21 protein-coding genes are annotated in these 25982 nt (G+C 71.7%); 13 read left to right on the forward strand and 8 right to left on the reverse strand.

Annotated elements, in window-relative coordinates:
• Positions 1-47 precede the first annotated feature (47 nt).
• Positions 48-959 carry an RNA polymerase sigma factor SigJ gene (gene sigJ, locus AC068B_RS22820; protein WP_478673510.1) on the forward strand — a complete coding sequence of 304 codons (912 nt, stop codon included), beginning with the start codon at positions 48-50 and terminating at the stop codon, positions 957-959.
• Positions 960-1016: 57 nt separating this feature from the next.
• On the opposite strand, the gene AC068B_RS22825 is transcribed toward sigJ, so the two are convergent.
• From AC068B_RS22825 to AC068B_RS22855, 7 genes are all read right to left on the reverse strand, one after another.
• On the reverse strand, positions 1017-3329 hold the full coding sequence (locus AC068B_RS22825; protein ID WP_478673511.1) for an ATP-binding protein: 2313 nt from the start codon (positions 3327-3329) through the stop codon (positions 1017-1019).
• 162 nt (positions 3330-3491) lie between these two features.
• Positions 3492-4739 (reverse strand): benzoate/H(+) symporter BenE family transporter, encoded by a 1248-nt coding sequence (locus AC068B_RS22830; RefSeq protein WP_478673512.1) that lies wholly within the window; start codon positions 4737-4739, stop codon positions 3492-3494.
• On the reverse strand, positions 4739-6040 hold the full coding sequence (locus AC068B_RS22835; RefSeq protein WP_478673513.1) for a nucleotide sugar dehydrogenase: 1302 nt from the start codon (positions 6038-6040) through the stop codon (positions 4739-4741). Before AC068B_RS22835 ends, AC068B_RS22830 begins: the two co-directional genes overlap by 1 nt.
• Positions 6041-6051: 11 nt before the next feature.
• On the reverse strand, positions 6052-7008 hold the full coding sequence (locus tag AC068B_RS22840) for a UbiA family prenyltransferase (RefSeq protein WP_478673514.1): 957 nt from the start codon (positions 7006-7008) through the stop codon (positions 6052-6054).
• Positions 7005-7814, reverse strand: a complete 810-nt coding sequence (locus AC068B_RS22845) for a class I SAM-dependent methyltransferase (RefSeq protein WP_478673515.1) — start codon at positions 7812-7814, stop codon at positions 7005-7007. The genes AC068B_RS22840 and AC068B_RS22845 overlap by 4 nt, the downstream gene beginning before the upstream one ends.
• Before the next feature lie 29 nt (positions 7815-7843).
• Entirely contained in the window at positions 7844-8962 is a 1119-nt protein-coding gene (locus AC068B_RS22850; RefSeq protein ID WP_478673516.1) for a DegT/DnrJ/EryC1/StrS family aminotransferase, read from the reverse strand.
• Positions 8959-10164, reverse strand: coding sequence for a DegT/DnrJ/EryC1/StrS family aminotransferase (locus AC068B_RS22855; RefSeq protein ID WP_478673517.1), 1206 nt, complete (start codon positions 10162-10164; stop codon positions 8959-8961). Before AC068B_RS22855 ends, AC068B_RS22850 begins: the two co-directional genes overlap by 4 nt.
• Before the next feature lie 462 nt (positions 10165-10626).
• Between AC068B_RS22855 and AC068B_RS22860 the strand changes: the two genes are divergently transcribed.
• Genes AC068B_RS22860 through AC068B_RS22900 form a run of 9 tightly spaced genes read left to right on the forward strand, consistent with a single transcriptional unit; the run spans position 10627 to position 20547 of the window.
• Complete coding sequence (locus tag AC068B_RS22860) at positions 10627-11658, forward strand: polyprenyl synthetase family protein (protein WP_478673518.1); 1032 nt, start codon at positions 10627-10629, stop codon at positions 11656-11658.
• Between the two features lie 58 nt (positions 11659-11716).
• Positions 11717-12769: a Gfo/Idh/MocA family protein gene (locus AC068B_RS22865; protein ID WP_478673519.1), complete on the forward strand. Its 1053-nt coding sequence runs from the start codon at positions 11717-11719 to the stop codon at positions 12767-12769.
• The gene (locus AC068B_RS22870; protein WP_478673520.1) at positions 12759-13700 is read left to right on the forward strand and encodes a sugar phosphate isomerase/epimerase family protein; all 942 of its coding nucleotides are present in this window, start codon (positions 12759-12761) and stop codon (positions 13698-13700) included. Before AC068B_RS22865 ends, AC068B_RS22870 begins: the two co-directional genes overlap by 11 nt.
• The gene (locus AC068B_RS22875) at positions 13697-14992 is read left to right on the forward strand and encodes a M20/M25/M40 family metallo-hydrolase (protein ID WP_478673521.1); all 1296 of its coding nucleotides are present in this window, start codon (positions 13697-13699) and stop codon (positions 14990-14992) included. Before AC068B_RS22870 ends, AC068B_RS22875 begins: the two co-directional genes overlap by 4 nt.
• Entirely contained in the window at positions 14989-16152 is a 1164-nt protein-coding gene (locus AC068B_RS22880; protein ID WP_478673522.1) for an Ldh family oxidoreductase, read from the forward strand. Before AC068B_RS22875 ends, AC068B_RS22880 begins: the two co-directional genes overlap by 4 nt.
• On the forward strand, positions 16149-17081 hold the full coding sequence (locus AC068B_RS22885) for a Gfo/Idh/MocA family protein (protein ID WP_478673523.1): 933 nt from the start codon (positions 16149-16151) through the stop codon (positions 17079-17081). The genes AC068B_RS22880 and AC068B_RS22885 overlap by 4 nt, the downstream gene beginning before the upstream one ends.
• Complete coding sequence (locus tag AC068B_RS22890) at positions 17078-17527, forward strand: DUF6917 domain-containing protein (RefSeq protein WP_478673524.1); 450 nt, start codon at positions 17078-17080, stop codon at positions 17525-17527. Before AC068B_RS22885 ends, AC068B_RS22890 begins: the two co-directional genes overlap by 4 nt.
• The gene (locus tag AC068B_RS22895; protein ID WP_478673525.1) at positions 17524-18462 is read left to right on the forward strand and encodes an alpha/beta hydrolase; all 939 of its coding nucleotides are present in this window, start codon (positions 17524-17526) and stop codon (positions 18460-18462) included. The genes AC068B_RS22890 and AC068B_RS22895 overlap by 4 nt, the downstream gene beginning before the upstream one ends.
• Before the next feature lie 21 nt (positions 18463-18483).
• A complete protein-coding gene (locus AC068B_RS22900) occupies positions 18484-20547 on the forward strand; it encodes a class I SAM-dependent methyltransferase (protein ID WP_478673526.1) in 2064 nt (687 codons plus the stop codon).
• A 37-nt stretch (positions 20548-20584) separates the two neighbouring features.
• Here the strand turns inward: AC068B_RS22900 and AC068B_RS22905 are convergent, their stop codons facing one another.
• On the reverse strand, positions 20585-21517 hold the full coding sequence (locus tag AC068B_RS22905) for a hypothetical protein (protein ID WP_478673527.1): 933 nt from the start codon (positions 21515-21517) through the stop codon (positions 20585-20587).
• 225 nt (positions 21518-21742) lie between these two features.
• Here AC068B_RS22905 and AC068B_RS22910 point away from each other — a divergent pair, with 225 nt between their 5' ends.
• From AC068B_RS22910 to AC068B_RS22920, 3 genes are all read left to right on the forward strand, one after another.
• Entirely contained in the window at positions 21743-22384 is a 642-nt protein-coding gene (locus AC068B_RS22910; RefSeq protein WP_478673528.1) for a restriction endonuclease, read from the forward strand.
• Between the two features lie 140 nt (positions 22385-22524).
• Positions 22525-25221 (forward strand): bifunctional acetate--CoA ligase family protein/GNAT family N-acetyltransferase, encoded by a 2697-nt coding sequence (locus tag AC068B_RS22915; RefSeq protein WP_478673529.1) that lies wholly within the window; start codon positions 22525-22527, stop codon positions 25219-25221.
• Between the two features lie 26 nt (positions 25222-25247).
• Complete coding sequence (locus AC068B_RS22920; RefSeq protein ID WP_478673530.1) at positions 25248-25979, forward strand: CBS domain-containing protein; 732 nt, start codon at positions 25248-25250, stop codon at positions 25977-25979.
• Positions 25980-25982 lie beyond the last annotated feature (3 nt).

Genomic DNA, 25982 nt, shown 5'->3' on the forward strand with positions numbered 1-25982 from the left:
TCGATCCCGATGCGCCCTGAACCCGAGTGAACGTGGAACGGAGAGTCATGGCCGAGGCGACAGTCATCTCGGAGCGATCCGGCGCCTCGGATCCGTTCGAACGGTACCGGCAGCTGATGTTCGGCATCTCGTACCGCATGCTCGGCACCGTCGCCGACGCCGAGGACGTCGTCCAGGAGACCTGGCTGCGGTGGCAGCGCATCGACCCTGACGTCGTGGCCGATCCACGCGGCTATCTGGTGCGGGCCGTCACCCGCACCTCCATCGACGAGATGCGCCGCAGCCGGGCCCGGCGCGAGGAGTACGTGGGGCCCTGGCTGCCCGAACCGCTGCTGGTCTCCTCGGACGTCGCGGTGGAGTCCTCACTGCTCGGCGAGTCGGTGGGCATGGCGGTCCTCGTGATGATGGAGACGCTGTCACCCCTCGAACGCGTGGTGTTCGTGCTGCACGAGGTGTTCGGGTTCAGCTTCCCCGAGGTCGCCGAGGCGGTCGACCGCAGCGAACAGGCCGTGCGGCAGCTCGGCAGCCGCGCCCGGCGCCGTGTGCGGCTGGGTGACCGGCGCTTCGAGTCGGACCGTCGGCGGGTCCGCGAGATCACCGAGCGCTTCGTCGCCGCCTGCCTCGACGGGGACATGGAGTCACTCATGACGGTGCTGGCCCCCGACGTGACCATGTGGGCGGACGGCAACGGCCGTGCGGAGACCCCGCGCGTTCCGCTGCACGGGGCCACCGGCGTCGCCGAGTACTTCGCGTCCACCGCGGGCACCTATCCGGCCGGGCTCGTGGTCCGGATGGATGTGCAGCACGACGGCATGCCCGCCGCCGTACTGGCCACTCCCGCAGGGGTGTTCGCCGTGGTCACCGCGGACGTCGACCTGACGGGCGACCACCCCCGGATCACCGCCGTACGCGCCGTACGCAACCCCGAGAAGCTCGGCCGGATCCCGGTCACACCCTGAGCTGCCGCGGCACGTCCCGAGAGTTCTGAGAGTCCCGGGACGTCGGCCGCGGTCAGGTCACTCCGCCACGGCGTCCGGAGCGCCCTGGTGCTGCCGTCCCAGCACCCACTTCGCCACATGAAGGCGCGACGGCACCTCCAACCGGCGCATGACCTCCCGGACGTGGTTCACCACGGTCCACTCCGACAACCGCAGCTGCTGCGCTATCTGGCGGTTGGTCATTCCCCGGCTGACCAGCACCGCCACCTCCTGCTGACGGGCCGTGAGCTGCGTCGACCGGGGCGCCGCCGAGGCGGGCCCGGAGGGCGGCGGGCCGAAGGCGAGCGCCTCGCCCGCGGCCGCGACGGCGGAGAGCACCCGGCCTTCCCGCCACGCCGCCGCGTATTCGGAGCCTGACAACCGGCGGCGCATGTCGGGCAGGGCGGCGGCCGCGCCGTGGGCCATCGGCGGCGGATGCGCCCCGGTCGACTCCCGCACGGCGGACGCGGCCGCGAGCAGTCGGGCCAGCCGGTGCCCCTGGTGCGGCAGCCGGTGCCACAGGTGCACCGCTTGGGTCTCAAGCACCATGGGCAGCACCATGTGCTCCCCGATGGACCGCAGCCGGTACAGCCCCTTCCACAGCAGCTGTTCCGACAGGGCGCGGTCGCCCCGGGAGTCGGCCAACGCGCCACGCATGCCGAGGACCAGTGCCTCGCCCCGGACGTCCCTCGCCCGCATGAACAGTGCGTTGGCCACGTCCAGCAGGTCGGCGGTGAGCTTGGCGTCGGTGGACGCGGTGCCGACCGCCAGCGGCAGCGCGGCGTTCGCCACCTCGACGGCCGCCTGCTCCTGGTCCGCCACGCGGAGCAGCTGCACCGCGGCCTGGTGCACCGTTTCGGGCCCCGTGGGCCGGTGGTCGGTGGAGGCGAGCCAGGCGAGCGCGGCCCCCTCGTGGGCGGTGTCGCCCTGTTCGCGGAAGACGCGGGCCGCGCGCCAGAAGCAGTCCGCAGCCAGCCGCACGCTGCCGCGCACCAGGGCCACCTCGCCCCGTGCCGCCTCGGCCCGCGCGGCCTGCTCCTCGTGTCCGGGAGTGGCGGCGAACGCCTGCGCCGCCTTGGCCAGCCACTGTTCGCCGAGGTCGAGATGGCCGCGCACCAGCCAGAAGCGATGCAGGGCGAGGGTGGCGCGGGCCGCGTCCACGTGGCGGCCGCTCGCTTCCAGACAGGTCAGCGCGGCCAGCAGGTCCTCGTGCAGCGGGGCAAGGCGTTGGAGCCACTGCGCCTGTTGCGGCCCTGTCAGGTAGGGCTCGGCTTCGAGGGCGAGCAGCAGGAAGTGCTCCGCGTGCCGACGCTGGGCGTCCGGCAACTCGCCCTCGGCGGACAGTCGCTCCAGGCAGAACTCGCGGACGGTGTTGAACATCGTGAACCGCGGCTCGTCGCCGCCCGGCGTCACCCGTAGGAGATGGTGGCCGACCAGCGTCTCCACCGCCTGTTCCGTCCGGTGCGTGGGCAGGTCCCAGAACTCCTCGGCGGTGGGCAGGTTCGTGTCGGCCGTGAAGACCGAGAGCCGGGTGAGCAGCGCGCGCTGCTCCTCGTCGAGCAGCCGGAAGCTGTGCTCGGCGATCGAGCGGATGCTGCGGTGCATCGGCGAGCGCACGGCCCGCCTGCCGTCCGGCACCGGCTGGTCCTGGCGCAGTCGGGTCAGCAGACCGTCCACCCGGAAGAGGCGCAGCTTCTCGGCGATCAGCTCGATCGCCAGCGGCAGTCCGTCCATGCGGGTGCAGATTTCCGCCACCGCCCGGGCGTTCTGCGCGGTCAGCGCGAACGACGGGTCGATCGCCCTGGCACGCTCGACGAACAGCTGCACCGCGGCGTAGTCCTGGAGTTCGAGGACGTCCTGCCGGTACGGCGAGGGCGGGGCCTGCAGTGGCGGTACGGGGAAGAACTGCTCCCCGTACAGGCGCAGCGCACGGCGGCTGGTGGCGAGGACGCGCAGTCCGGGCACGTGGCTCAGCAGGGTGTCGACCGCGGCGGCGGTGGCGTCGGCGGCCTGTTCGCACCCGTCGAGCAGCAACAGGCACGGCTCGTCGGGCAGCAGGGCGGCCATGGTCTCGGTGAGGTCGTCGCGCCCGGTGGTCCCGTGCAGATCCAGATAGGCGACCCTGGCGATCCGGGCATCGGCCACGGCCTCGCAGGCCAGTCGGCTCTTGCCGACACCGCCGGGGCCGGTCAGGGTGATCAGCCGGTGTGTTTCCTCGCCGAGCAGTGCGGAGAGGGTGAGGACTTCCAGGTCGCGTCCCACCAGCGTGTCGTGGTGGCGGGGCAGGCGGGACGCCATGTCGATGATCAGCTGTGGGGACAGTTCCCCGGTGGCGAGCGCCACGGCCGTCATGGGGATATCACGATCACTAATGGTGCGAATTGCCGGTGCGCAGGCAAATGAAGTCTCATATTCCGCATAACACTACCCCCGTAGTTCCCCCATGCGTGATCCTCTGAAGAAAGCATACGGACCGCATATCTCCAGGGGAACCTTCTTTTGACTTTCATGGTTTCACTGTCGCCTCCCCTTTAGATGGGGGGACGAGCTGCCCATGTCAGAATTCCCATTCCGCTCCGGTTTCGTCAGGACCAACCGACAGGCCACCCCGAAGACAAGACCCCACAAAGCCGCTCCGAGTCCCCACAAGGTGAGACCGGAAGCGGTGGTGAGAAATGCGACGATCGCGGGGGTTCGGCTGTTCACCTCGGTGAATGCCGCCGACATGCTGCCGCCCAGGGCACCCAGCAGGGCGACGCCCGCGGCCGCCGAGATCAGGTCCTGCGGAAGCGCCGCGAACAGGTCGGCGACGGTCGCCCCGCACAGGCCCACCACGACGTAGAACACCCCGCAGCTCAATCCGGCCACATAGCGACGGGCACGGTCCTCGTGAGCGTCCGGACCGGCGCAGATCGCCGCCGTGATCGCGCCGAGGTTGATCGCGTGGGCCCCGAACGGCGCGAAGACAGCCGATGCCACACCCGTGTCACGCACCAACTGCCCCGAGGGCACCGCGTACCCGGCCTCCCTGAGCGCCCCCACCCCCGGCGCGTTCTGCGCCGACATGGTCACCAGGAACAGCGGCAGCGTCAGGCTCACCAGCGCCTCTCCGGGCCACGCGGGCACGGTGAACACCGGGGCGGCGAGGGAGAGACGGGTCCCACCGAGGGACAGCGTGCCGGTGGCGCCCGCCACCGCGACGGCCGCGGCGAGCGGCGCCGCGATGGCATACCGGGGCGCCACCCGCTGGCAGACCACATACCCGGCGATCATCACCCCGGCCACGGCCGGACCGCTCTCCAGCGCCCGGAAGGCATCCAGGCCGAACCGCAGCAGGATCCCGGCCAGTACGGCAGAGACCACGGCGCCCGGGATGCGCCGCATCAGCGCGTCGAACCAGCCCGTCACCCCCACCAGTACGGTCAGCGCGGCGGCGGCCAGATACGCCCCGATCGCCGTCGCGTACGGGACGTCGGCCAGCTGCGTGACCAGCAGCGCAGCGCCCGGGGTCGACCAGGCGGCCACGACGGGCGCGCGGCACCGCAGGCTCAGCACGAACCCGGTCACACCGCTGCCCACGGCGATCGCCCAGATCCACGAGGAGAGTTGGGCCTCGTCCAGATCACCGGCGTGCGCGGCCTGGACGACGATGGTCAGGGGCCCCGCGAAGGAGACGACGACCGCGACGGCCCCCGCGACGACCGCGGAGACGGACGCGTCCTGCCACACCCGCCGCGCGCGGCCGCCGAGGGCCTCCGTCATCAGAGGATCTCGACGTTGGCGGCAGGCCGCAGCCGCCGCTGGCAGTCCAGGACATGCCGGGCTCCGCGCAGCACCACGTCGTAGTCGAAGTCGTCGTGGGCGGTGAGCAGCACCACCGCGTCCGCGGCGGCCACCTCCTCCTCGGTGAGCTCCACCCTGCGCACGCGGGCGTCCAGCGGTACGGACTCGCGTACGTGCGGGTCGACCGCGTGCACCTGGGCGCCGGTGCGCAGCAGCAGCTCGGCGACCTTCACCGCGGGCGACTCGCGGGCGTCACCCGTGTTGCGCTTGTACGCAAGACCGAGCAGCAGCACGCGCGAGCCGTTCGCCGGGCGCTGGAGCTCGTTGAGGGCTTCGACCAGGCGCTGCACCACGTACTGCGGCATCTGGCTGTTGACGTCGTTGGCGAGGTCGACGAAGCGGAACCGGCGGCCCAGCTCGCGCTCCACCCGCCAGGAGAGGTAGCGGGGGTCGACCGGCAGGCAGTGGCCGCCCACCCCGGGCCCCGGTGTGAACGGCATGAAGCCGAACGGCTTGGAGGAGGCCGCGTCGATCGCTTCCCAGACGTCAACGCCGAGTTCACGCGCGATCACCGCCATCTCGTTGACGAGCGCGATGTTGACGTGCCGGTAGGTGTTCTCCAGGAGCTTGGTCAGCTCGGCGGTCTTCGGGTCGCGCACCGGCACGGTCCGCTCGACCACCGTGTCGTAGAACTCCTCGGTGCGGCGCAGGGACTCCGCGTCCACGCCCGACACGATCTTCGGGGTGGTGCGCAGGGTCCAGCGCCGGTTTCCCGGGTCGATGCGCTCGGGGCTGTAGCCGAGGTGGAAGTCGGTGCCGGGGCACAGGCCGCTCTCCTTCTGCAGCAACGCGCCGAACACGTCCTCGGTGGTACCGGGGTAGGTGGTGGACTCCAGCACGACCAGCGCCCCCGGCCGCAGATGCCCGGCCAGCGTCAGCGCCGCCTCCTCGATGCAGCTCAGATCGGGGACGTCGTCGAGGAGCGGAGTCGGCACGGTGACCACGGCCACGTCGAATCCGGCGAGATCCGCCGCGTCGGTCGTGGGGCGGTAGGCCCCGGACTCCAGCGCCTTGGTCAGTCGCTGCTCGCCCACGTCCTCCACGTAGGAGTCGCCCGACCTCAGCCGGGCGATCCGTCCTTCGTCCACGTCGTAGCCGACGACCGTGTGGCCCGCCTCCACCGCCCCCACGGCCAGCGGCAGCCCCACATAGCCTTGGCCGACCACCACCACGCGGCGGCCCGCGCTCCGCGGGACGGCGTCGTTCTTCGTTCCGGACATCGTGTGCCCTTTCAGCCGTTGTGCACGAGCGCCAGGTTCGCGGCGACCAGCAGGACGACGCCCCAGCGGTGGATGGTGACGCCTTGTTTGCGGGCCGAGAGCACCTCGCCCGCGACGAGCCCGGCGTGTGCCTGCCGGGCGCGCAGACCCATCACGGGCAGCAGGAACGCGCAGAACCACCAGGGCACCGCGCCGACCGCCGCGGTGCCGACGATCGCGCCGGTCTCGGCCAGCGAGAGCCCGGCGATGAAGCCCCGGTAGACGCCGGGGGAAACGCTGGTCGCCAGGTTGCGGCGACCTGCCACCCGGTCGCCGTCCACGTCGTTGATGTTGGAGTAGACCGAGACCATGAGGCTCCACAGTCCGAACAGGAAGCACTCCAGCCACGCCGCGCCGGTCATCTCCCCGTTCAGCAGGGCGAAGGGGATCAGTACGCACAGGCCGGTGCTCAGCCAGATGACCGTCTCCTGGCCGCCCCGGTAGCTGAGCTTGAGGCCGTAGGAGTACTGCACGCTGATGACCACCGAGAAGGCTGCCGCCGCCGGCGCCCACCAGGGGTGGTGCGGCGCGACCAGCGCGGTGAGCGCCCACAGGGCGCTGCCCCCGATGGCGCACCCCCAGCCGAAGCGCAGCGCCTGCCGCGTGGTGAGCGAGCCGTTGAGCAGTGGTTTGCGGTCGCGGGCCCGCAGCGCCTCCTGCGGGTCGTAGTTGCGGGCGTCGCTGCCGTCCCGCACTCCGGTGACGTCGTCCAGTGCGACGGTGGCCGCCACGATCCCCACCCAGCCGAGGTCGAACAGGACCAGGACCCACCAGGTGCGCGGTTCGTCCCACAGCGCGGCGGGCAGCAGCGCCAGGACCACGAAGACGCACAGGTAGTAGTCAAAGAACGACAGCTTCGCCAACTTCGCGTACGCGCCCGCCCGTTCCCGGATGCCCGGGCGGGGTGGCGTCGAGATCGTCGCCGTCATCCCTGCTCCGCTCCGCCCTTGCGGCCGACCGTGCTGATCAGCACCTGGCTCAGCCAGTGGTGGGACGGGTCGGCCATCTCGGCCAGTGCCGCGTCGATCCGGGCGTCGTCCAGGAGTCCGGCGGCCACGATGCGCGGGCGCATGAACTCCAGCCACAGCATGTAGTGCCGGGCCTGGTCGGAGCCGCCGCGCACCATCACGGCCCGGCCCTCCGCCGTCGCCTCCAGACCTGCGGCCAGGGCCAGTTGGAGATCGACGTGACCGCCGCGCGGGTCATGGCCCGACTCGCGCATCAGGCCGTACCCGGCGGCCCGTACGTCCTGGAGGAAGTCCTCCGACAGGGCGGTGCGGAACAGTGTGGAGGAGTCGGTGTCCTCCAGGAACAGCACCCCGCCGGGCCGCAGCGAGCGCACCATGCGGTCGACGGCGGCGGCCCGGTCGGGCAGGTGCTGGAGCACCATGCGGGAGTGCACGAGGTCGAACGCCGCCTCGGGCAGCACCTCTTGGCGCAGATCGTGCCGTACGGCGTCCACCTGCGGCAGCGACGCCAGTGGCGCAAGGCGCTCGGTCTGGAGGTCGGTGGCGAGGACGTGGCCGGTGGGGCCCACGCGGTCGGCGAGCCAGCGTGCCACGGAACCCGAACCGGCGCCGATCTCCAGGCAGCGCCAGCCCGGCCCGACACCCAGTGCGGCGAGCCGCTCCAGGGTGCCCGGGTCCCAGATCGCCTCGTTGGTCCGCAGGCGCTCGGTCTCCTTCTCCCAGACCGGGTCGAAGACGTACTCCCGCTGTGCCGGTGGGCTCGTCATAGTGATCTCCATAGGCTGCTCTCGCGTGCTCATGCGTAGAACTCGCAGACCGTGTCGGCGATGTACTCGACCTCGGCGTCGCTGAGATGGGGCCAGATCGGGATGGCCAGGTTGTGGGTGGAGGCCAGCTCGGCGTTGGGCCAGCTGCCTTCGGGTGCGGCCCACGGTGCGAAGGCTGGCTGCCGGGGCAGTGGCACGGGGTAGTAGATGTGGCTGCCTATCTCGCGTTCCGCCAGGTGGGAACTCAGTTCCTTGCGGCGGTCGACCAGCAGCGAGTAGACGTAGTAGCAGCGGCCGTTGCGTCCCGCGGGCGGGGCGAGCGCGCCGCGCTCGCGCAGGGGCTCGAAGCGCTCGGTGTAGTAGTCGGCGATCTGGGCACGGCGTTCAAGCCGGTCCGCGAAGCCGGGCAGCCGGTGCAGCTGGAAGGCGGCGAGCACCTCGTCGAACCGGTTGTTCTGGCCGATGCGGTGGTGCAGGAAGCGGCGGACTCCGTCCTGCCCGTGGTTGCGCAGCATCCTTACGTTGCGGGCGAGTTCCGGGTCGTCGGTGAGGACCATCCCGCCCTCGCCCGCCGTGCCGAACGCCTTGACCTGGAAGAAGGAGAACACCCCGAGGTCGCCCCAGCGCCCGGCCGGACGGCCGTCCAGGACGGCGCCCTGGGCGACTGCCGCGTCCTCGATCAGTGCGACACCGTGATCGCGGGCGATGGCTCCCAGCTGCTCCATGTCCGCCATGATCGAGAAGACATGGGCGGGCATCAGCGCCTTCGTGCGCTCGGTGATCAGTGACTTCGTGGCGTCGGGGTCCAGGACCATCGTCCACGGGTCGACGTCGGCGAAGACGGGGGTGGCCCCCGTGTTCGCCACCGAACTGGCCACCGGCTGACAGCAGAAGGCCGGCACGATCACCTCGTCGCCCGGACCGATGCCCAGGGCGCGCACGGACAGCTCAAGCCCTCCGGTGCCGCTGGCGCAGGCGATGACGTGCTCCGCGCCGGTCATCTCGCGCAGCGCCTCTTCCAGTTCGGCGGTGCGCTCGCCGAGGATGAACCGCTGTTCGGGGCCCGTGCCGAGCTCGTACACCGCGGAAAGCAGTGCCTCGCGGTCCGCCTCGAAGAGATCGGGGGGAAAGAACGGCAGAGTTCTCATGATGCGGCCCCTGTGTAGAAGCGGCGGATGGCCTCGCACACCCGGTGCATGTCGTCGAGGGCGAGGTCGGGGTGGAAGGGCAGTGCGACGGTGCGCTCGCAGGCCGCCTCCGCGTTCGGGAAGTCGCCCCGGTGGTGGCCGAGTTCGGCGAAGCAGGGCTGGAGGTGCAGCGGGATCGGGTAGAAGACCTCGGTGCCGACGCCCTCCCGGGTGAGGTGCTCCACCAGGGCGTCCCGCCGCTCCACCTCGATCACGTACACGTAGAAGACCGGGTCCGCCGTCACGCCCCGGTCGACCACCGTGGGCAGCCGCAGGACGCCGGGCATGTCGCGCAGCAGCTCCGCGTACACCGCCGCCAGCTCCGTGCGGCGGTCGATCGCCGCGTCGAGCCGGGGCAACTTGCCGAGCAGCACGGACGCCTGGATGTCGTCCATCTTGCTGTTGGTGCCCGAGGCCCCCGAGAGGTTGGAGATCCCGGCGATGTGGTCCACGGTGCGGCCCATCCGGCCGTGGTGGCGCAGGATCGCCACGCGCTCGGCGATGTCCGGATCGTCCGTCAGGACGGCGCCCGCGTCGCCCAGTGCGCCCAGGGTCTTGGTGGGGAAGAACGACAGCACACCGGCGTCGCCCAGCAGTCCGGCGTGCACGCCGTCGCGGCGCATGCCGATCGCCTCCGCGCTGTCCTCCACCACCTTCACGCCGTGCCTCTCCGCCAGGGCGCCGAGAGCGCCCATGTCGGCGAGCTGCCAGAAGAGGTGCACCGGCATGATCGCCTTGGTGCGCGGAGTGATGACCGCCTCGACGGACCGCGGGTCCAGCGAGTAGCTCTCCGGATCGATGTCGGCGAACACCGGTGTGGCGCGGGCCAGCGCCACCGAGGTGGCCGTGGCGGCGAAGCTGAAGGCAGGCACGACGACCTCGTCACCCGGGACGACGCCACAGGCTCGCAGCAGCAGGACCAGGGCGTCCGTCCCGCTGTTCACCGCCACCACGTGCCGTGCTCCGGTGTATTCGGCGAGCGCCTTTTCCAATGCTGCGACTTGCTGACCGTGGGAGTACTTTCCCCGGTCGAACATCTCGTTGAGGTGGCGGTTGATGTCCGGCCAACAGTCGTTGAACGTGTCGGCCTGAGTGAAGAACGGAACCGGGCCTCCGATTTCTCGTTCCGCTTTTTGATCGACGTTCCGGGCAGGGGAGATCACACAGTCCTCCGTGAAGCAGGCCGGAGATAGGGATGATGCGAAGCTAGGCCGGTCGCTTTCCCGATGGCAATGACAAACCCTTGCCGGGGCCGGGGCCGAGAACCCGGCAAGTATCAGCCATGGCAAACCGTCGGGGATGTCGAACTGCCAGTTCAGACAGGGTTGGTGAAGGTCGGCAACCGGCTCGGCGGGCGGGCTGCGAGGGGCGGCCGCTTGACAGGGACCTCCCCCTCACCGCAGCTTTTCCCAAGTGCCGCCGCTTTGCCAGACACGAGTTCCAGAGTCCGATCAGCGGGTTACAGAGGATGTGCTTCCTTTGAAATTTCTTGGCGATCCCGGAGGACCGGAAAATCCGGCGGATCCTCATGCGACGACTTTGAATACCACCGAGCACGACGTGGTCGACATCGCCTGCACAGAGGGCATCTTGTGCGGGCCGCCCGCCCGAACGAAAGGCACCGCATGAGCGGCGACGCCGTGCTGACCCGGTCGCTGGACGCCGTCCAGGAGCGCATCGACACCGTCCTCACCCAGGAGAGCGCGCGCTGGACCGCCGTGGATCCGCGCTGTGCCCCGTTCGTCGACAGCGTCACCGCCATCACCACGGCCAAGGGCAAGCTGCTGCGCCCCCGCTTCTGTCTCCTCGGCCACCTCGCAGCTGGTGGCGACCCCGACTGCGAGCGTGCCGTCGACGCGGCCGCCGCCCTCGAACTCCTGCACACCTTCGCTCTCTTGCGCGACGACGTACTCGACGACTCACCGCTGCGCCGGGGCGCCGTGACCGCGCACGAACGGCACGCCAAGGAGCACCGGGCGCGCCTGCTGCGCGGTGAACCCCGCCGTTACGGGGAGGGCGTCGCCAACCTCGCCGCCGACCTCGCGCACGTATACGCCGACCGGCTCGCCCACGCTCTGCCCGCACCGGCCCAGGCGGTGTGGGACGAGACGCGGATCGAGGTCACCGTCGGCCAGTACCTCGACATCGCCGTCGCCGCCGAGGGCGTGGCCAACCCTGAGCTCGCACGCTGGATCGCGGTCTGCAAGTCCGGCCGGTACACCATCCAGCGCCCCCTTCAGCTCGGCTCCGCCCTGGCGGGGCGGCCCGATCTCGCCGACGTCTTCGAGAGCTACGGCCTGCCGCTGGGCGAGGCGTTCCAGCTCCGGGACGATCTCATCGACACCTTCGGCGACGCGGAGGACACCGGCAAGCCCGCGGGTCTCGACCTCGACCGGTTCAAGATGAGCTACCTGCTCAGTCTCGCCGTACGCCGGGACGAACGGATCCGGGAACTCGCCGCCACCCCCGCCGCCCCCGACAGCGCGGCCAGAATGCGCGAACTGCTCGTCACGACCGGTGTGGCCGACGAGGTCGAACAGCGCATCGCGAACCTCGTGGACCAGGCGCGCAAGGCGGTGGCCGACGCGCCCCTGGTGCCCCAGTGGCGCACTGAACTCATGGAACTCACGGCCCGCGTGGCGTATCGCGACCGCTGAGCAAGCCGTACCGGAACCACCAAGCCATACCTGAATCACCGAAAGGAACCGCACCGGCATGGACCGAACACTGATCATCGGGCTCGGGCGGGCGGGCCTCGGACTGCACTGGGCGGTCCTGCGCAAGCTGCGCGCCGCCGGGCGGCACACGGACCTCTTCGACACCGCCCCGGTCCTCACGCTCGACCCGATGGCCCCCGAAGCAGCCGCGAGGGCCAAGGGACTACGTCCCGTCGCCTCGATCGCCGAGGCCCGCACCCTGCTGGACCCCGAGCACACCATCGTGCACCTGTGCACTCCGCCCATCGCCCGGCTCGGCCTGCTGCACGAACTCGCCGCCGCGGGGTTCCGCCGGGTCATCGTGGAGAAGCCCCTGGCGGTGGACCGTCAGTCCGTCCGCGAGATCCTCGCCCTCGCCCGTGCCGAGCGGCTGCGCCTGGCGATCGTCGCTCCCTGGCTGGCCAGCTCGCTGACCGCGCGGCTCGACCGCGTCGTGAAGGACGGGGCGCTCGGCGAACTGCGCTCCATCGACATCCGGCAGAGCAAGCCGCGCATGAGCCGCACGCTGACCGACGGCGGCCACCCCACCGCGTTCGACGTGGAGCCTCCGCACTCCCTCGGGGTCTGTCTGCGGCTCGCCGGAGAGGCCACTCTCGCCGCCGCCGAGCTGACCGACATGCGGATCGGTGACACCACCATCCCCGGCATGGGCCGCGCCGAACTGGTCTTCCGGCACCAGGGGGCGACCAGCCGGATCGTCTCCGACCTCACCGCCCCGGTCCGCGAGCGCCGCGTACAGCTGGAGTTCACCGACGGCCGGGCGGTCGCGCACTATCCCAACGGCGAGGACGACCACTACGCCCAGCTGAGGTTCAGCCGCACCGGCCGCCCCGAGACGTGGGAGGTCTTCCCCGACGACGCGCTGTCCGCCTACTTCGTCGACACCTACCGCATCCTGCGCGACGGCACCGACCTGGAACCCCAACTGCGCCTCGCCGCACGCGTGGTGGAGCTCCTCGCCGACGCCAAGGACGCGACCCTGCGGCACGGCGCGACCGACGCCCACTCCCCCGCCGGGTCCGGCGGGCGGCAGGTGAGCCATGCGGGATGACATCCTCGGGACACCCACGGCCTCCGCTGGAGCGCCCAGCCTCTCGCCGCCGCCCGGCATCCGCTACGCGGGCATCGGCGACGAGGCCGCCCCCGACCTCGCCGGTCAGATCCGCGCCCATCAGCTCCTCGGCTGGTCGGCGATCGAGCTGCGCGACATCGACGGCACCGCACTCGCCGACCTCGACGACGCCGCGTTCGACCACGTCGTCACGGCCCTGCACGAGGCGCGCCTCGACGTGGCGTGCGTCAACTCCCGCATCGCCAACTGGGCCCGCCCCGTCACCGGTGACTTCGAGCTCGACTGCGGCGAGCTGGAGCGCCTCGCCCCGATGTGCGCCGCGCTCGGCACCCGTCACATCCGCGTGATGTCGTACCCGAACGACCCCGGCGCGCCGCTCGACGAGCCCGAGTGGGCCCGCCGCACGATCTCCCGGATGACGCGTCTGGCCAAGCAGGCCGAGGACGCCGGGCTCGTCCTGCTGCACGAGAACTGCGCGGGGTGGGCCGGTGCCGACCCGGCCCGCACGATCCGGCTGCTCGCAGAGGTCGACAGCCCGGCGCTGCGGCTGCTGTTCGACACCGGCAACGGTGTGGCGTACGGCTACGAGGCGTACGACCTGCTCACCGAGCTCATCACCTGGGTCGACCACGTGCAGATCAAGGATGCGCGGGCCGAGGCGGGCGACGCGGTCTACACCCTGCCGGGGGAAGGCAGTTGCCGGGTGGCGGACTGTCTGGGGCTCCTCCTCGACCAGGGCAACGCCGGGATCTGGACCATCGAACCCCACCGCGCGGTCCGCCCCCACGAGGGCCGGACCGACGCGGGCAGCAACGGCATCGAGGAGTTCGTGCGGTACGGCCGCGCCCTGGAGCGCCTGGCCACGCGGCTGCCCGCCGCCGCGGGCGCCCACCGGGAGGCCGTCCGATGACGAAGCTGACCCGCGCCGAACACGACCTGCTCCTGCACCTCCTCGAACTCCCCACCGTGAGCATGCTGGAGAGCGAGGACGAGCCCCGGCTGCGGGATGCCCAGCGGGCCTACGCGGACGCCGCACGTCCTCTGGGTTTCGAGGTCGTGCACCACGCCGCCGCCGAGGCAGCCGAACTGACGGATAATCAGGTACCGCTCGCCGTGCGCCGGGCCGTCGAGGACGACCCCGGTTTCCTGGCCGCGCAGCCCTCCCTGGTCCTCGCGCTCGGCCCCGAACTGCCGCGGACGGACACGGTGATGTTCAACGTGCACCTCGACACCGTCGCCGGTCTCGAACCGGTCGGGTTCGACGAGGAGCGCTTCACCGGGCGCGGCGCGATCGACGCCAAGGGCCCCGCCGTGGCCCTGCTGGCCGGGATGCGGGCGGCACTCGACGCCGCCCCCGACCGTCTCGCGGGCACCCGCGTGCTCATCCAGGCGGTGTCCGGCGAGGAGGGCGGCGCCATGGGCGTGTTCGGCACCCGCCCGCTGCTCCGCCGTGGCTGGTACGGCAGGCTCAACCTGTTCTGCGAGCCCACCGGGATGCGGCTGCTCTCGCGTTCCACGGCCGCGATGACCGCCTGTGTCCGGGTCGACGGGGACGACGCCATCGACGACCGCCCCGCCGCAGGGCACAACGCCACCGTCCTGCTCGGTTACCTCGCGCAGCGTCTCGCCACCCGGCTCCCGGAGCATGCGGCCGACGGTCAGGTCTGTGTCGCCGGACTGCACACCGGGCACCTCCACAACCGGGTGTACGGGTCCGGCCGCCTGATGCTCAACTGCTCCTACCCCGACTCCGCCACCGGCCGGGCTCTCGCCGACCGGTTGGAGAGCGAAGTGGCCGATGGTGTAAGGGAGTTCAGCGACGCCTACCGCACCCACCGGGTCCTGGCCCGCACCGCGGCGGACGCCGCGGCGATCACCCGCGTCGAGTGGCACAAGCGCGGTCTGCCCGCGCTCCAGGCCACGGAGGACCCCTGGGCCGTCGACCTGCTGACACCGGAGGGCGAGCCCGCCCGATGGCCCGCCGACGAACCCGCGTTCACCTGCGACGCGATCTGGATGGCGGGCCTGCCCGGCGCCCACACCGCGGTCCTCGGCCCCGGCGACCTCGACCGCAATCACGCACACGCGGCCGGGGAGTACGCCGACCTGTCCGATCTCGAAGCCTTCGCCGGGGCGGTGAGCGGCATCCTCGTCCGCTTCGCCGCCCGGCAGCACGCCACCACAGGAGGAATGCGACAGTGACCCAGTCGACCGATGCCCCGCCGCACGGCGGGGTGACCGTCCCGCACGACGCTCTCGTGGCCTTCAGCGCCGAGGTCTTCACCGGCCGCGGGGTGCCGGAGAGCCGGGCCCGCACCGCCGCGGAGGCTCTCGTCCACGGCGATCTCACCGGCCTCACCTCGCACGGCCTCGCCAACCTCACCCGGCTGTACCTGCCCGCCCTCGACGCGGGCCGCATCGACGCCACCGCGGAACCGGAGAAGATCACCGACACCGGTGCCGCCGTCCTCCTCGACGGACGCCGCTCCCTCGGCCTGTGGGCGGCGACGGAGGCGCTGGAGCTGGCCGCCGACCGCGCGGCACAGACCGGCATCGCCCTGGTGACCATGCGCGACGCCACCCACTTCGGCTGCGCGGGACACCACACGGCCCGGATCGCCCGGCGCGGCATGGTGGCCTTCCTCGCCTCCAACTGCGGCCGCCAGCGCATCGCACGCCCGCCGGGCGGCCGTGCCGCGATGCTGGGCACCAACCCGTTCAGCATCGCCGCGCCCGCGGGCGACCGCCCGCCGTACGTCCTCGACATGAGCACCACCGTGGTGCCGACCGGCAAGGTGCGGGCCGCCGCGCGCGCCGGGGAGCCGATACCGGAGGGCTGGCTGGAGGACGCCGAGGGGCGCCCGGTGACCGACCCCCATGCCCTGGACTCCGGCGAGGGGTTCCTGCGCTGGCTCGGCGGCGACCCCGCCACCGGCGCGTACAAGGGGTACGGGCTCGGCCTGATGGTCGAGGTGCTTGCCGCGCTGGTGCCCGGCGCCGGGCTCGGCCCCGCTCCGGAGGCCCTGAACGGCGGCGGGCAGCCCTCCGGGCGCGACGACGACATCGGCCTCACCGCCCTCGTCGTGGCACCCGGCGCGCTCCGCCCCGGCCAGGAGTTCCACGCCGAGGCCGACGGCCTCTTCGGAGCGCTCCTGGACTGCCCGCCCCTCGACCCCGCCCGGCCGGTGAGCTACCCCGGACGGCCCGAAGAGCTGACCGCGGAGCACCGCAGGAGGCACGGCGTCCCGCTGTCCGCCCAGTGCCACGCCGAGCTCACCGCGCTCGCCGCCGAACAGGGCCTCAGGTTTCCCGAGCCGGTCGTGTCGTCGCAGGACGCTCTTCCCCCGGCGGGTGTCCGATGACCCGCCGACCGGCAGTGCGGACCCGCGTCGGCCTCATCGGCCTGGGCGTCATCTCGAAGTTCTACGTCGCCGCCTTCGACCAGTTGCCCGGGCTCGACCTCGTGGCCGTGTGCGATCTGCGGCCCGCCGCTCTGGAACCGTTCCGGAACGTCGCCAAGTGCTACACCGGCCACGCCGAACTGCTCGCCGACGCCGACGTGGACGCGGTCGTCGTGAACGTCCCCAACGACGCGCACGCCACCGTGTGCCGGGACGCCCTCGCCTCGGGGGTCGCGGTGTGTGTGGAGAAGCCGCTCGCCATCCGCGTCGAGGACGGCCGGGCGCTCGCCGCACTGGCCCTCGAGCAGGAAGCCACCCTCTTCACTTCCTTCCACCGCCGCTACAACTCCGCGGTCCTGCGCCTGCTCGACGACGTCACGGCGGCCGACTCCCCCATACGCTCCCTCACCGTCCGCTACCTCGAACGCATCGAGGAGCACGCGGGCAGCGACCGTTGGTACCTCGACGCCGAGCGCTGCGGCGGCGGCTGCGTGGCCGACAACGGCCCCAACGCCTTCGACGTCGTACGGCTGTTCCTCGGCGACGTCGAACTGGACGCGGCCGAGGTCATCCGCGACGAGCTCGGCACCGACCGCCGGGCCTCGGTCGACCTGCGCTCGACGGCCGGAGCCACCGCCCGGGTCGAACTCGACTGGGCCTACGAGGGCGAGGTCAAGGACGTCGCCGTCGAACTCCACGACGGCACCCGGCTGTTCGCCGACATGCTCGACGGGCACCCCGAGTTCAAGGGCTCGCTCTGGCACGAGTACGTCGGCGTGCTCACCGACTTCGACACCCGCCTGCGGGGTGGACAGGACGCCTCCCGCGACGGCCTCGCCGCCCTCGAACTCGTTGACGCCGTCTACCGCGCGGAAGGAGCCACCCGGTGAACCCGGCAGAGGACGGCGGCAAACGCACCGTGCCCGCCACGGTGGTGAAGGTGCTGACCCACCGCCGTGACGACCGGGGCATGCGCCTCGAGGAGTTCACCAGCCGCTGCGTCCGCACCGGCGAGGTGCACGAGCTGGTCACCACCGACCAGGCAGGCGATCCCCCCGGCTCCCGCATCGACCGGGTCGGCTTCCTCGGCTTCGCCGAGATCCAGGGTGCCGGGGTGATCGACCGGGGCGACGAGGTATGGGTGGACGGTCGCCTCGTGGGCACCGTGCTCGGCTTCGACTCCTGCCACTTCCCCAACCACTACAACGTGCTCATCGCCGTCGACGACCTGGTCACGGGTCCCGACCTGGAACTGCGGCCGGAAACCCGGCTGTTCTTCCGCCAGGTCCCGGCGGAAGCCCAAGAATCCGGAAGCAGAAGGGTGCAAGTCGCATGAATACCGTCACCTTCGACGTGACCCCTCCGCACGCCCCCGGCACCACCTGGCGGCTCGAAGCGGAGCTGTTCCTGCCGCACGGCAAGGCACCCGACACCGTGCAGCTGCTGCTGCCGGGGCTCACCTACGACCGCCGCTACTGGACCGCTCCCGGCGCCCTCGACTACACGCGGCACGCGATCGGCGAGGGCTACGCCGTCCTCGCCCTCGACCGCCCCGGCACCGGCGCGAGCGAGCACCCGTCCGCCGAACAGGTCACGGTGGAGAGCAACGTCGAGGCCGTGCACCAAGTGGTGGCCGCCCTGCGCCGGGGCGCTCCCGGGCTGCCCGCCTTCCGCCACGTGGTCGCCGTCGGACACTCCTTGGGCTCCGGCATCGCCCTGATCGAGGCGGCCCGCCACCGCGACCTGGACGCCTTGGTGATCACCGGCCTGCTGCACGCGGTCGGCCCGCTCTACCCGGAGGCGATGCCCGCCCTGTACCCGGCGGTGGAAGACCCGCTGCTCGCCCCGACGAACCCGCCGGAGAACTACCTCACCACCCGCCCCGGCCGACGCGCCGCCCTGTACGAGCACCCGCCCGGCATGGACCCCGGCGTATCCGCCTGGCACGAGGACACCAAGTCGACGGTGACCGCCGGAGAGGGCTTCACCCTGGATGCCATCTACCAGCCGGAGGTGGCCGCCGAGGTGCGGGTGCCCGTCCTGCTGGTCGTCGGCAAGGAGGACCGTCTCTTCGGTGGCGGGGACGCCTCCACCGACGACGCCGCGTCCGTCGTCGCGTACGAGCAGAAGTTCTACACCGGCGCCACCGACCTGGACGCGTTCGTCGTCCCGGACGCCGCGCACTCCATCAACGTCCACCGCACCGCCCCGAGTTGGTATGCCGCCGCGCACCAGTGGCTCGACCGCCGCTGCCCCGCACGTGGGCACTGAGCCGAGAGGAGGGGACAGGACATGACCGACCGCAGCACCCGTCCACAGGGCGGCAGCCACGCCGTCGTCCTCGGCGGCAGCCTCGCCGGACTCTGCGCGGCGGCCGCACTCGCCCCGCACGTGGAGCGGGTCACGCTCGTGGAGCGCGACCGCTACCCGGACGAACCGCGCTGGCGCCGCGGCGTGCCCCAGGCCCGCCACACCCACAACCTGCTCGGCGCCGGACAGCGCTCCCTCGAACTGCTCTTTCCCGGCCTCCTCGGCGAGCTGCGCGACCTGGGCATGGTCGAGGTCCGCATGCCGCAGGACATGCTGCTGATGGTGCCGGGCGGTTGGGTGGACCGCTTCGAGGGCCCGCACCTGGTCCTGTCCGGCTCGCGCGACCTCCTCGACTGGGCCGTCCGCCGTCGGCTGCGGCAACTGCCCACCGTGGAGGTCCTGGAAGAGACGGAGGCCGTCGGCCTCGTCGCCGGACCGGGCGACACGGTCCGCGGCGTGCTGCTCCGCGACCGGCGCTCCAAGCCGCGCGCCGGTGGGAACCAGCCGTACGAGCAGGCGGCCGACCTGGTCGTGGACGCCACCGGCCGCGGCTCCCGGGCCCCGGCCTGGCTCAAGGATCTCGGCTACGGCACGCCCGAGGAGAGCGTCGTCGACGCAGGCTGTGCCTACTCCACCTGCATCCTGGAACCCGCTCCTGAGCACACCGCCGACTGGAAGTGCATCCTGCTCCAGTCCACACCGGAGGAGCCCCGCTCGGGCATCCTCAACCCCATCGAGAACGGCCGCTGGATGGTCTCCGTGGCCGGACTCGGCGGCGAGCGTCCGCCGCTGGACCACGCGGGCTTCGTCGACTTCGCCAAACGCCTGCGCAGCACCGCCCTGTACGACGCGATCCGCGACGCGAAGCCCCTCGGCGACGTGTACGGCTCCGGCCGTACGGAGAACCGCTGGCGCCACTTCGAGCGGCTGACGCGCTGGCCCGACCGCTTCCTCGTGCTCGGCGACGCCGTCGGCGCCTTCAACCCGGCCTACGGGCAGGGCATCTCCGTCGCGGGCATGAGTGCGCTCGTACTGCGCCGGGCCCTGGAACGGAACCCGATCCAGGACGGCCTGACCGCCTCCCTGCGCAAGCCGATCGCCGACTGCGTGGAGGCCGCGTGGATGCTGTCGGGCAACGCCGACCTGGCGTACCCGGGCGCCTCCGACGGTCCGCTGCCGCTCGCCGCACGGCTCGGCAAGCGCTACACCGACCGGCTCCTCAAGGTGGCGACGACCGACCAGACCGCGGCCATCGCCCTGCTCGACATGACCCACCTGCTGGCCCCGCCCCAGGCCGTGTTCAGGCCGAGGGTGCTGGCCTCGGTCCTGCGCGGCCCGAGAAACCCGCCCTCTCCGTCGGCCCCACTCCCCACACCTACCCGAGGGAAGCTCATGACCACCGAGTCCGAACGCATGGTGAAGGTCTACCGCAAACGGGCCAAGCGCTATGACCTGACCTCCAACCGCCTCTACCTCATCGGCCAGCGCACGATGGCCTACAAACACCTGGCCCTGGAACAGCTCGCGCTGCGCCCCGGCGACACGGTCGTCGACGCGGGCTGCGGCACCGGCCACAACCTGCCGCTGCTCGCCGAGGCCGTGGGCCCGACCGGCCGGGTGATCGGCGTGGACCTCACCGACGCCATGCTGGAACAGGCGGAGGACCGCGTACGTAGCGCCGGACTCACCCAAGTCGAGCTGGTCCAGGCCGACCTGACGACCTACCAGTACCCGGAGAACGTCCGCGGGATCACCGCCTGCTTCTCACTGACCCTCATCAGCGAGTACGCCAAGGTGATCGAGCGCGGCTACGAGGCACTCGCCCCCGGCGGGCGCTGGGTGGTCCTCGACTACCGCCTGCCGGGCTGGTGGCCGGACCGGCTCATCCCCGCCCTGGGCCCGATGATCGCCCCGTTCGGCGGCGACACCAGCATGGTGCAGCGCCACCCGTGGGAACCGATCCAGGAGGGCGCCGCCCGCCACCGCGTGCTGACCCGGTACGGCGGCTGGGTGTACGTCGCGGTCGGGGAGGCTGCGGGACGATAGGCCGCCACCGCAGGGACCGGCAGGATCGTCAGCCGCCTCAGACGCCGTCCTTGTGCCCGTTCGCGACGAGCAGCTGCTCCATGCTCTTGTGGGCGGGCCCGGCTTTGGTGTTGCTCTCGTCGTGGAAGAGCCTGAGGTACTGGATGAGGGTGCCCACGCACGTGTCGCGTTTGTCGTACTCGGCGTTGTCGACGAGTCGGCAGTCCTTGGAGATCTCTCGCGTCGTGCCGTCCGGGCCCGTGTACAAGGGGTGCCAGATCAATTTGACGTTCGGGTTCAACCGCTGGACCCGTTGGAGCTCCGGGACTTCCAGCCTGATGAGGATGCTGTCCGGAGAGTAGGCCCGCACGAAGATGTGCACGGGTCCGGTGGCGAGGGACACAAAGGCCTTGGACAGGATGCTCCACATCGGCCCTGTCAGCTTCCAGTCCGGATGCATCTCCAGGACGTTGAGCACGCTGCCGATCCGGGTCCGCGCCAGCGGTGTGTGGCCCTTCTCGTACGCGTAGTCGTTGACCTCGATACCACCGGCCCACAGGGCCATGGTGGGCGTCTTGATCTCCAGATGCTGGGTCATGAGCTTGACGAATTCCTGGTACCACGTGTTCGTCGCACGGATCTCGCGCTGCTCCTGGCGGTCACTCGTCCTCGCCGTGGCCTCGTCGTTCAGCGCACCCTGCGAGTCGACGCCGCCGAGCAGGAGTTGCCAGGCGTCGTCGGCGTCGGATTGGGGAATGCCCGCGGCCTTCGTCAGTTCCTGGTACGGCCCCCACTCGGGGTGCTCCGTGGGCCTCGCGGCGTAGTGCTCGTTCAGGGCACCCGCCTGGCGCTGCACCCAATGGGTTGCCGCCGCGTTCCCCGCGCGCTGCTGAAGCGCGGCCATCCCGGTGCGGGGCGTGCGGGGCACCCCTCGCCCGGCGACGGCCCGCGGCACCGCCTGCGCCTCCGGGGCTCTCCGTTGCTCACGCATGCCTTCTCGTCCTTCTGGTCGATGTCGTCAAGCGTAGGAAGATGGCGGTGAACGGACGAGGTACGGGAGGGCAGCCCCGCGGGCATGTTCATCCTGGCCGACTGATCGCCCGCCCGGGGCGGCGAGTTGGCCACGACGGTGAGATCCGGGGCACGGGAGATGGGGGCACTGATGGCAGCAGCACGACGACGGCGTCGGCGGTTACGGAAGAGGACGCGCCGGCAGGTGCAGCTCTGGGGAGGCGCGGCCGCGGTGGTCGCTGTGGTGTGGGCGGCCGGGAACTGGGCGAGCGTGTGGCCGGTCCTGTTGGCCGTGGTGCTCGTCGCCGTGGTGGGCGGTGGCGGGTACGGACTGTGGCAGGCGCACCGGAGCGCGGTCGGGAAGGACCGGGCGTGGCGGCGGGAGGAGGAAGCCCGGGCGCGGGAGCTGTCGATGACGGAGGTCGACGCGCTCTCCTGGCAGGACTTCGAGCGGTACGTCGCCGACCTGTGCCGTCGGGACGGCTGCACGCAGGTCGTCGTCAGCGGGAAGAGCGGTGACCTGGGCGCCGACGTGATCGGCTACCTCGCGGACGGCCGCAAGTTGGTGATCCAGTGCAAGAAGTACGCGCCCGAGCGCAGTGTGTCCTCGCAGGACGTGCAGAAGTTCCTCGGCACGGCCCGCAACGAGCACGGCGCGGATGTCGCCCTGTTCGTCACCACCTGCCGCAAGTTCACCGCGGCCGCCTTGGGCCTGGCGGTGCGGCACGACATCGTTGCGCTCCACCGCGATCTGCTGGGCGCCTGGGTCAGGGGCGCCCGGCTGGACAGCCTGATCCCGTTGAACGGCCACGGCGACGGTCGTACGCAACGCCCCTCGCCTGCCTGACACCTGACGCTCGGCGAGCCGCTGCCCCCGTAGTGGCTCGTAGGGCCGATCGGCCCCGGGCCCTACCCGCCCGGCCCCTGGGAGCCGCCTCGTGCCCGCGCCGACCCTGGAGGGGACACCCCGCCCCCAGGAGGCCCGAGATGACGTACGACGAGCGAAGCCGACCGCCGGTCCACGCGCTGCTCGCCGATGGGACCACCGCCTGCATACGGGAGGTCGGCCGCGACGATCACGCGCGGCTCCGAGGTCTCTTCGAGGGGATGTCGCCCGAGAACCTGCGGCGTCGCTTCTTCGTGGCGGGCAACCGGTGCGCCGCGCAGGCAGCGGACCGTTCCTGTGCGCCCCCTCGGCCCGGGCACCGCGCGCTGCTGGCCGAGGCGAAGGGCCGTGTCATCGGCCTGGTCGAGTACGAGAGGGCGGACGGGACCGCCACGGCGGAGATCTCGCTCGCCGTGGCGGAAGGGCTGCACCACCGAGGGATCGGGACCCTCCTCCTGGAACACCTCGTCTCCGCCGCCCGCGCCGAAGGCATCACCGCGTTCACCGCCGACGCACTCGCCGAGAACCACGAGGTCCTGAAGGTCTTCGCCGATCTCGGACTGCGCACCGCCCGGCGCTTCGACGGCCCGGAGGTGCGCTGCACCATCCAGTTGAGAGAGGAGGAAGAGACGTATCTGACGGCGGTCGAGGCCAGGGGCCGGGCGGCAGACGTCGCCAGCCTCGAACCGCTGCTGCGGCCCGACTCGATCGCCGTGGTCGGGGCGGGCCGCAGGGCGGGCTCCGTCGGCCGTGCCGTCCTGCGCAATCTGCGCACGGGGGGCTTCACCCGGCAGCTCTTCGCCGTCAATCCGAACGTCTCCTCGCTGATGAGCGTGCCCGCCTACCCTTCGGTCGCCGCGCTCCCCCAGGTTCCCGACCTCGCGGTCCTTGCCGTGCCCGCACCGGCTCTGCCCGCCACGGCAGAGGAGTGCGGCAAAGCGGGTGTACGTGCGCTCGTGGTCGTCACGGCCGGACTGGACGCCGAACAGGCCGCCGCCGTGCTCGCCACCTGTCGGCTGTACGGGATGCGCCTTGTGGGTCCCAACTGCCTCGGCATCTCCAACACGGACAAGGAGCTGTCGCTGGACTCGACGTTCGCCGCGCGGCACCCCCGTCGAGGGACGGCCGGTCTGGCCGTGCAGTCGGGTGGCGTGGGCATCGCGCTGCTGGACGGAGTGTCCCGGCTCGGCCTCGGCGTCTCCAGTTTCGTCTCGCTCGGCGACAAGTACGACGTGAGCGGCAACGACCTGCTCCAGTGGTGGGAGTGCGACGGCGTGACCGATCTGGCCCTGCTGCACCTGGAGTCCTTCGGGAACCCTCGGGCGTTCTCGCGGACCGCGCGGCGGGTCACCCGGCACATGCCGATCCTCACCGTCGACGCCGGGCGGACCCGGGCAGGGCGGCGGGCCGCCGCATCGCACACCGCGGCGGCCGCCACCCGGACCATGACCCGACAGGCCCTGTTCACCCAGGCGGGCATCACCGCCACCCGCACGATCGGTGAACTCCTGGAGACCGCCGCCCTGTTGCACGCGCAGCCCGCGCCCGCCGGAAAACGCGTCGCCGTCGTCACCAACGCGGGCGGCTCCGGTGTCCTCGCGGCCGACGCCTGCACCGAGGCCGGGCTCGCCCTGCCGCTGCTGCCGATCCCCCTCATCGACGAGCTGCTCGCCACCCTCCCCGAAGGGGCCTCGGCCACCAACCCGGTCGACGCCACCGCCGCCGTCACCGAGACGCAGCTCAAGAACGGCGTGGACCGGCTGATGGCACACGACGGCATCGACGCCGTGCTGGTGGTGCTCGTGCCCACCGCGGTCGCCGCGGCCACCGGCGACGATCTCGTGCGGGCCCTCACCCACGCACCCGGTCATCACGCCCGGACGATCGCCGCGGTCCTCCTCGACCAGGCGCTGCCCGTAAGGCTGTTGGCGGCTGCGGGCGGCGGCTCCATCCCCTGCTACGGAGATCCACAGCCCGCCGCGCGCGCCCTGGCCCACGGGGCCCGTCGGTCTCAGTGGCTGGCCCGCCCGCCCGGCAGCATCCCGGACGTCCCCGGCGTGGAGACGTCCCGTGCCCACGACGTGGCCGAGACCTGGCTGGCCGGGCATCCGGACGGCGGCTGGCTCGATCCGAAGACCTGTGCCGAACTCCTCGCCTGCTACGGCATTCCCCAACTCCCCTGGGCCTGGGCCGAGACTGAGGACGACGCCGTCATGGCGGCCGAGCGGCTGCGTGGTCCGGACGGCAGGGTCGTGCTGAAAGCGCACTGGCCCGGCCTGGTGCACAAGAGCGAACAGCGGGCGATCCACCTCGATCTGCAGGGTGACAGCCAAGTGCGCGCCGCATTCCGGGACTTCGAGGTCCGCTTCGCCGGGCTGCTGAGCGGTGTGGTGGTGCAGCCGCTCGCCGAGCGCGGTACCGAGCTGTTCGCGGGCGTCGTCCAGGATGGGGTCTTCGGCCCGCTCGTCCTCTTCGGGCTCGGCGGCACGGCCACGGATCTCCTCGCCGACCACGCGGCCCGGCTGGCCCCGCTCACCGACCTGGACGTGCACGACCTGATCACCGCGCCCCGCTGCGCCCCGCTGCTCTTCGGGCACGGCGGGAGCGGGCCGGTGGACCTCGAAGGACTGGAGCAACTGCTGCACCGGCTGTCGCGGATGGCCTGCGACCTGCCGCAACTCGTCGAGGCCGACTTCAACCCCGTCCTAGCGCGGCCGGGCGGCATCACGGCACTCGACGTACGCGTACGCCTGCTGCCCCGGACCGCCAACGACCCCCATCTGCGCCGACTCCGCTGAAGGCTGAGGGCTGGAAGGAGACAGAGATGAAGCACAGCAAGATCGGTTCCGTGATGGCGGATGAGGTGGTCAGCGCCGGGTACGGCACCCCGTTCAAGGACGTGGCCAGGCTCCTGTCCGAGCACCGCATCAGCGGGCTGCCCGTGATCGACGTCGACGACAAGGTGATCGGCGTCATCTCGGAGACGGACCTGTTGGTGCGCGAGGCCGAGGCCCCCGCCCCGTACCGGCCCCAGCCCCGCTTCCGGATGTCGTGGGCCAGGCCCTCGGCGCGGAAGACCCGGACGAAGGCCACGGCACGGACCGCGGGGCAGCTCATGTCCACGCCGCCCGTGTGCGTGCACGCCGAGAACACCATCGCCGAGGGCGCTCGCCGGATGGCCGAGCACAAGGTCGAACGGCTGCCCGTCATCGACGACGAGGACCGGCTGGTCGGCATCGTGACGCGCAGGGACCTGCTGCAGGTGTTCCTGCGCCCGGACGCCGAGATCCGCCGCGAGGTGATCGCACAGGTCCTGGTCCACACCCTGTGGCTGGCCCCCCAGAGCATCGAGGTCGAGGTGGAGAACGGCGTGGTGACCCTCGCCGGGTCGCTGGAGCGCCGCAGCGAGGTGCCCGTCGCACTGCACATGACGCGTGAGATCGACGGCGTGGTCGCGGTCCTGGACCGGCTCACCTACCGCGTGGACGACTCCCGCCTCCGGCCGACCGACCAGGCCCTGCGCGGCGTCGCCGACGACTGGCTGCGCAAACTCTGAGAG

Source organism: Streptomyces sp. NPDC042371, assembly GCF_056437465.1.

What these genes read in the sequence shown, in the direction of transcription:
- AC068B_RS22850 (WP_478673516.1), bottom strand. Translation starts at nt 8,962, where the DNA reads ATGAGAACTCTGCCGTTCTTTCCCCCCGATCTCTTCGAGGCGGACCGC.
- sigJ (WP_478673510.1), top strand. Translation starts at nt 48, where the DNA reads ATGGCCGAGGCGACAGTCATCTCGGAGCGATCCGGCGCCTCGGATCCG.
- AC068B_RS22865 (WP_478673519.1), top strand. Translation starts at nt 11,717, where the DNA reads ATGGACCGAACACTGATCATCGGGCTCGGGCGGGCGGGCCTCGGACTG.
- AC068B_RS22840 (WP_478673514.1), bottom strand. Translation starts at nt 7,008, where the DNA reads ATGACGGCGACGATCTCGACGCCACCCCGCCCGGGCATCCGGGAACGG.
- AC068B_RS22870 (WP_478673520.1), top strand. Translation starts at nt 12,759, where the DNA reads ATGCGGGATGACATCCTCGGGACACCCACGGCCTCCGCTGGAGCGCCC.
- AC068B_RS22830 (WP_478673512.1), bottom strand. Translation starts at nt 4,739, where the DNA reads ATGACGGAGGCCCTCGGCGGCCGCGCGCGGCGGGTGTGGCAGGACGCG.
- AC068B_RS22920 (WP_478673530.1), top strand. Translation starts at nt 25,248, where the DNA reads ATGAAGCACAGCAAGATCGGTTCCGTGATGGCGGATGAGGTGGTCAGC.
- AC068B_RS22860 (WP_478673518.1), top strand. Translation starts at nt 10,627, where the DNA reads ATGAGCGGCGACGCCGTGCTGACCCGGTCGCTGGACGCCGTCCAGGAG.
- AC068B_RS22835 (WP_478673513.1), bottom strand. Translation starts at nt 6,040, where the DNA reads ATGTCCGGAACGAAGAACGACGCCGTCCCGCGGAGCGCGGGCCGCCGC.
- AC068B_RS22905 (WP_478673527.1), bottom strand. Translation starts at nt 21,517, where the DNA reads ATGCGTGAGCAACGGAGAGCCCCGGAGGCGCAGGCGGTGCCGCGGGCC.
- AC068B_RS22895 (WP_478673525.1), top strand. Translation starts at nt 17,524, where the DNA reads ATGAATACCGTCACCTTCGACGTGACCCCTCCGCACGCCCCCGGCACC.
- AC068B_RS22900 (WP_478673526.1), top strand. Translation starts at nt 18,484, where the DNA reads ATGACCGACCGCAGCACCCGTCCACAGGGCGGCAGCCACGCCGTCGTC.
- AC068B_RS22845 (WP_478673515.1), bottom strand. Translation starts at nt 7,814, where the DNA reads ATGACGAGCCCACCGGCACAGCGGGAGTACGTCTTCGACCCGGTCTGG.
- AC068B_RS22885 (WP_478673523.1), top strand. Translation starts at nt 16,149, where the DNA reads ATGACCCGCCGACCGGCAGTGCGGACCCGCGTCGGCCTCATCGGCCTG.
- AC068B_RS22915 (WP_478673529.1), top strand. Translation starts at nt 22,525, where the DNA reads ATGACGTACGACGAGCGAAGCCGACCGCCGGTCCACGCGCTGCTCGCC.
- AC068B_RS22875 (WP_478673521.1), top strand. Translation starts at nt 13,697, where the DNA reads ATGACGAAGCTGACCCGCGCCGAACACGACCTGCTCCTGCACCTCCTC.
- AC068B_RS22825 (WP_478673511.1), bottom strand. Translation starts at nt 3,329, where the DNA reads ATGACGGCCGTGGCGCTCGCCACCGGGGAACTGTCCCCACAGCTGATC.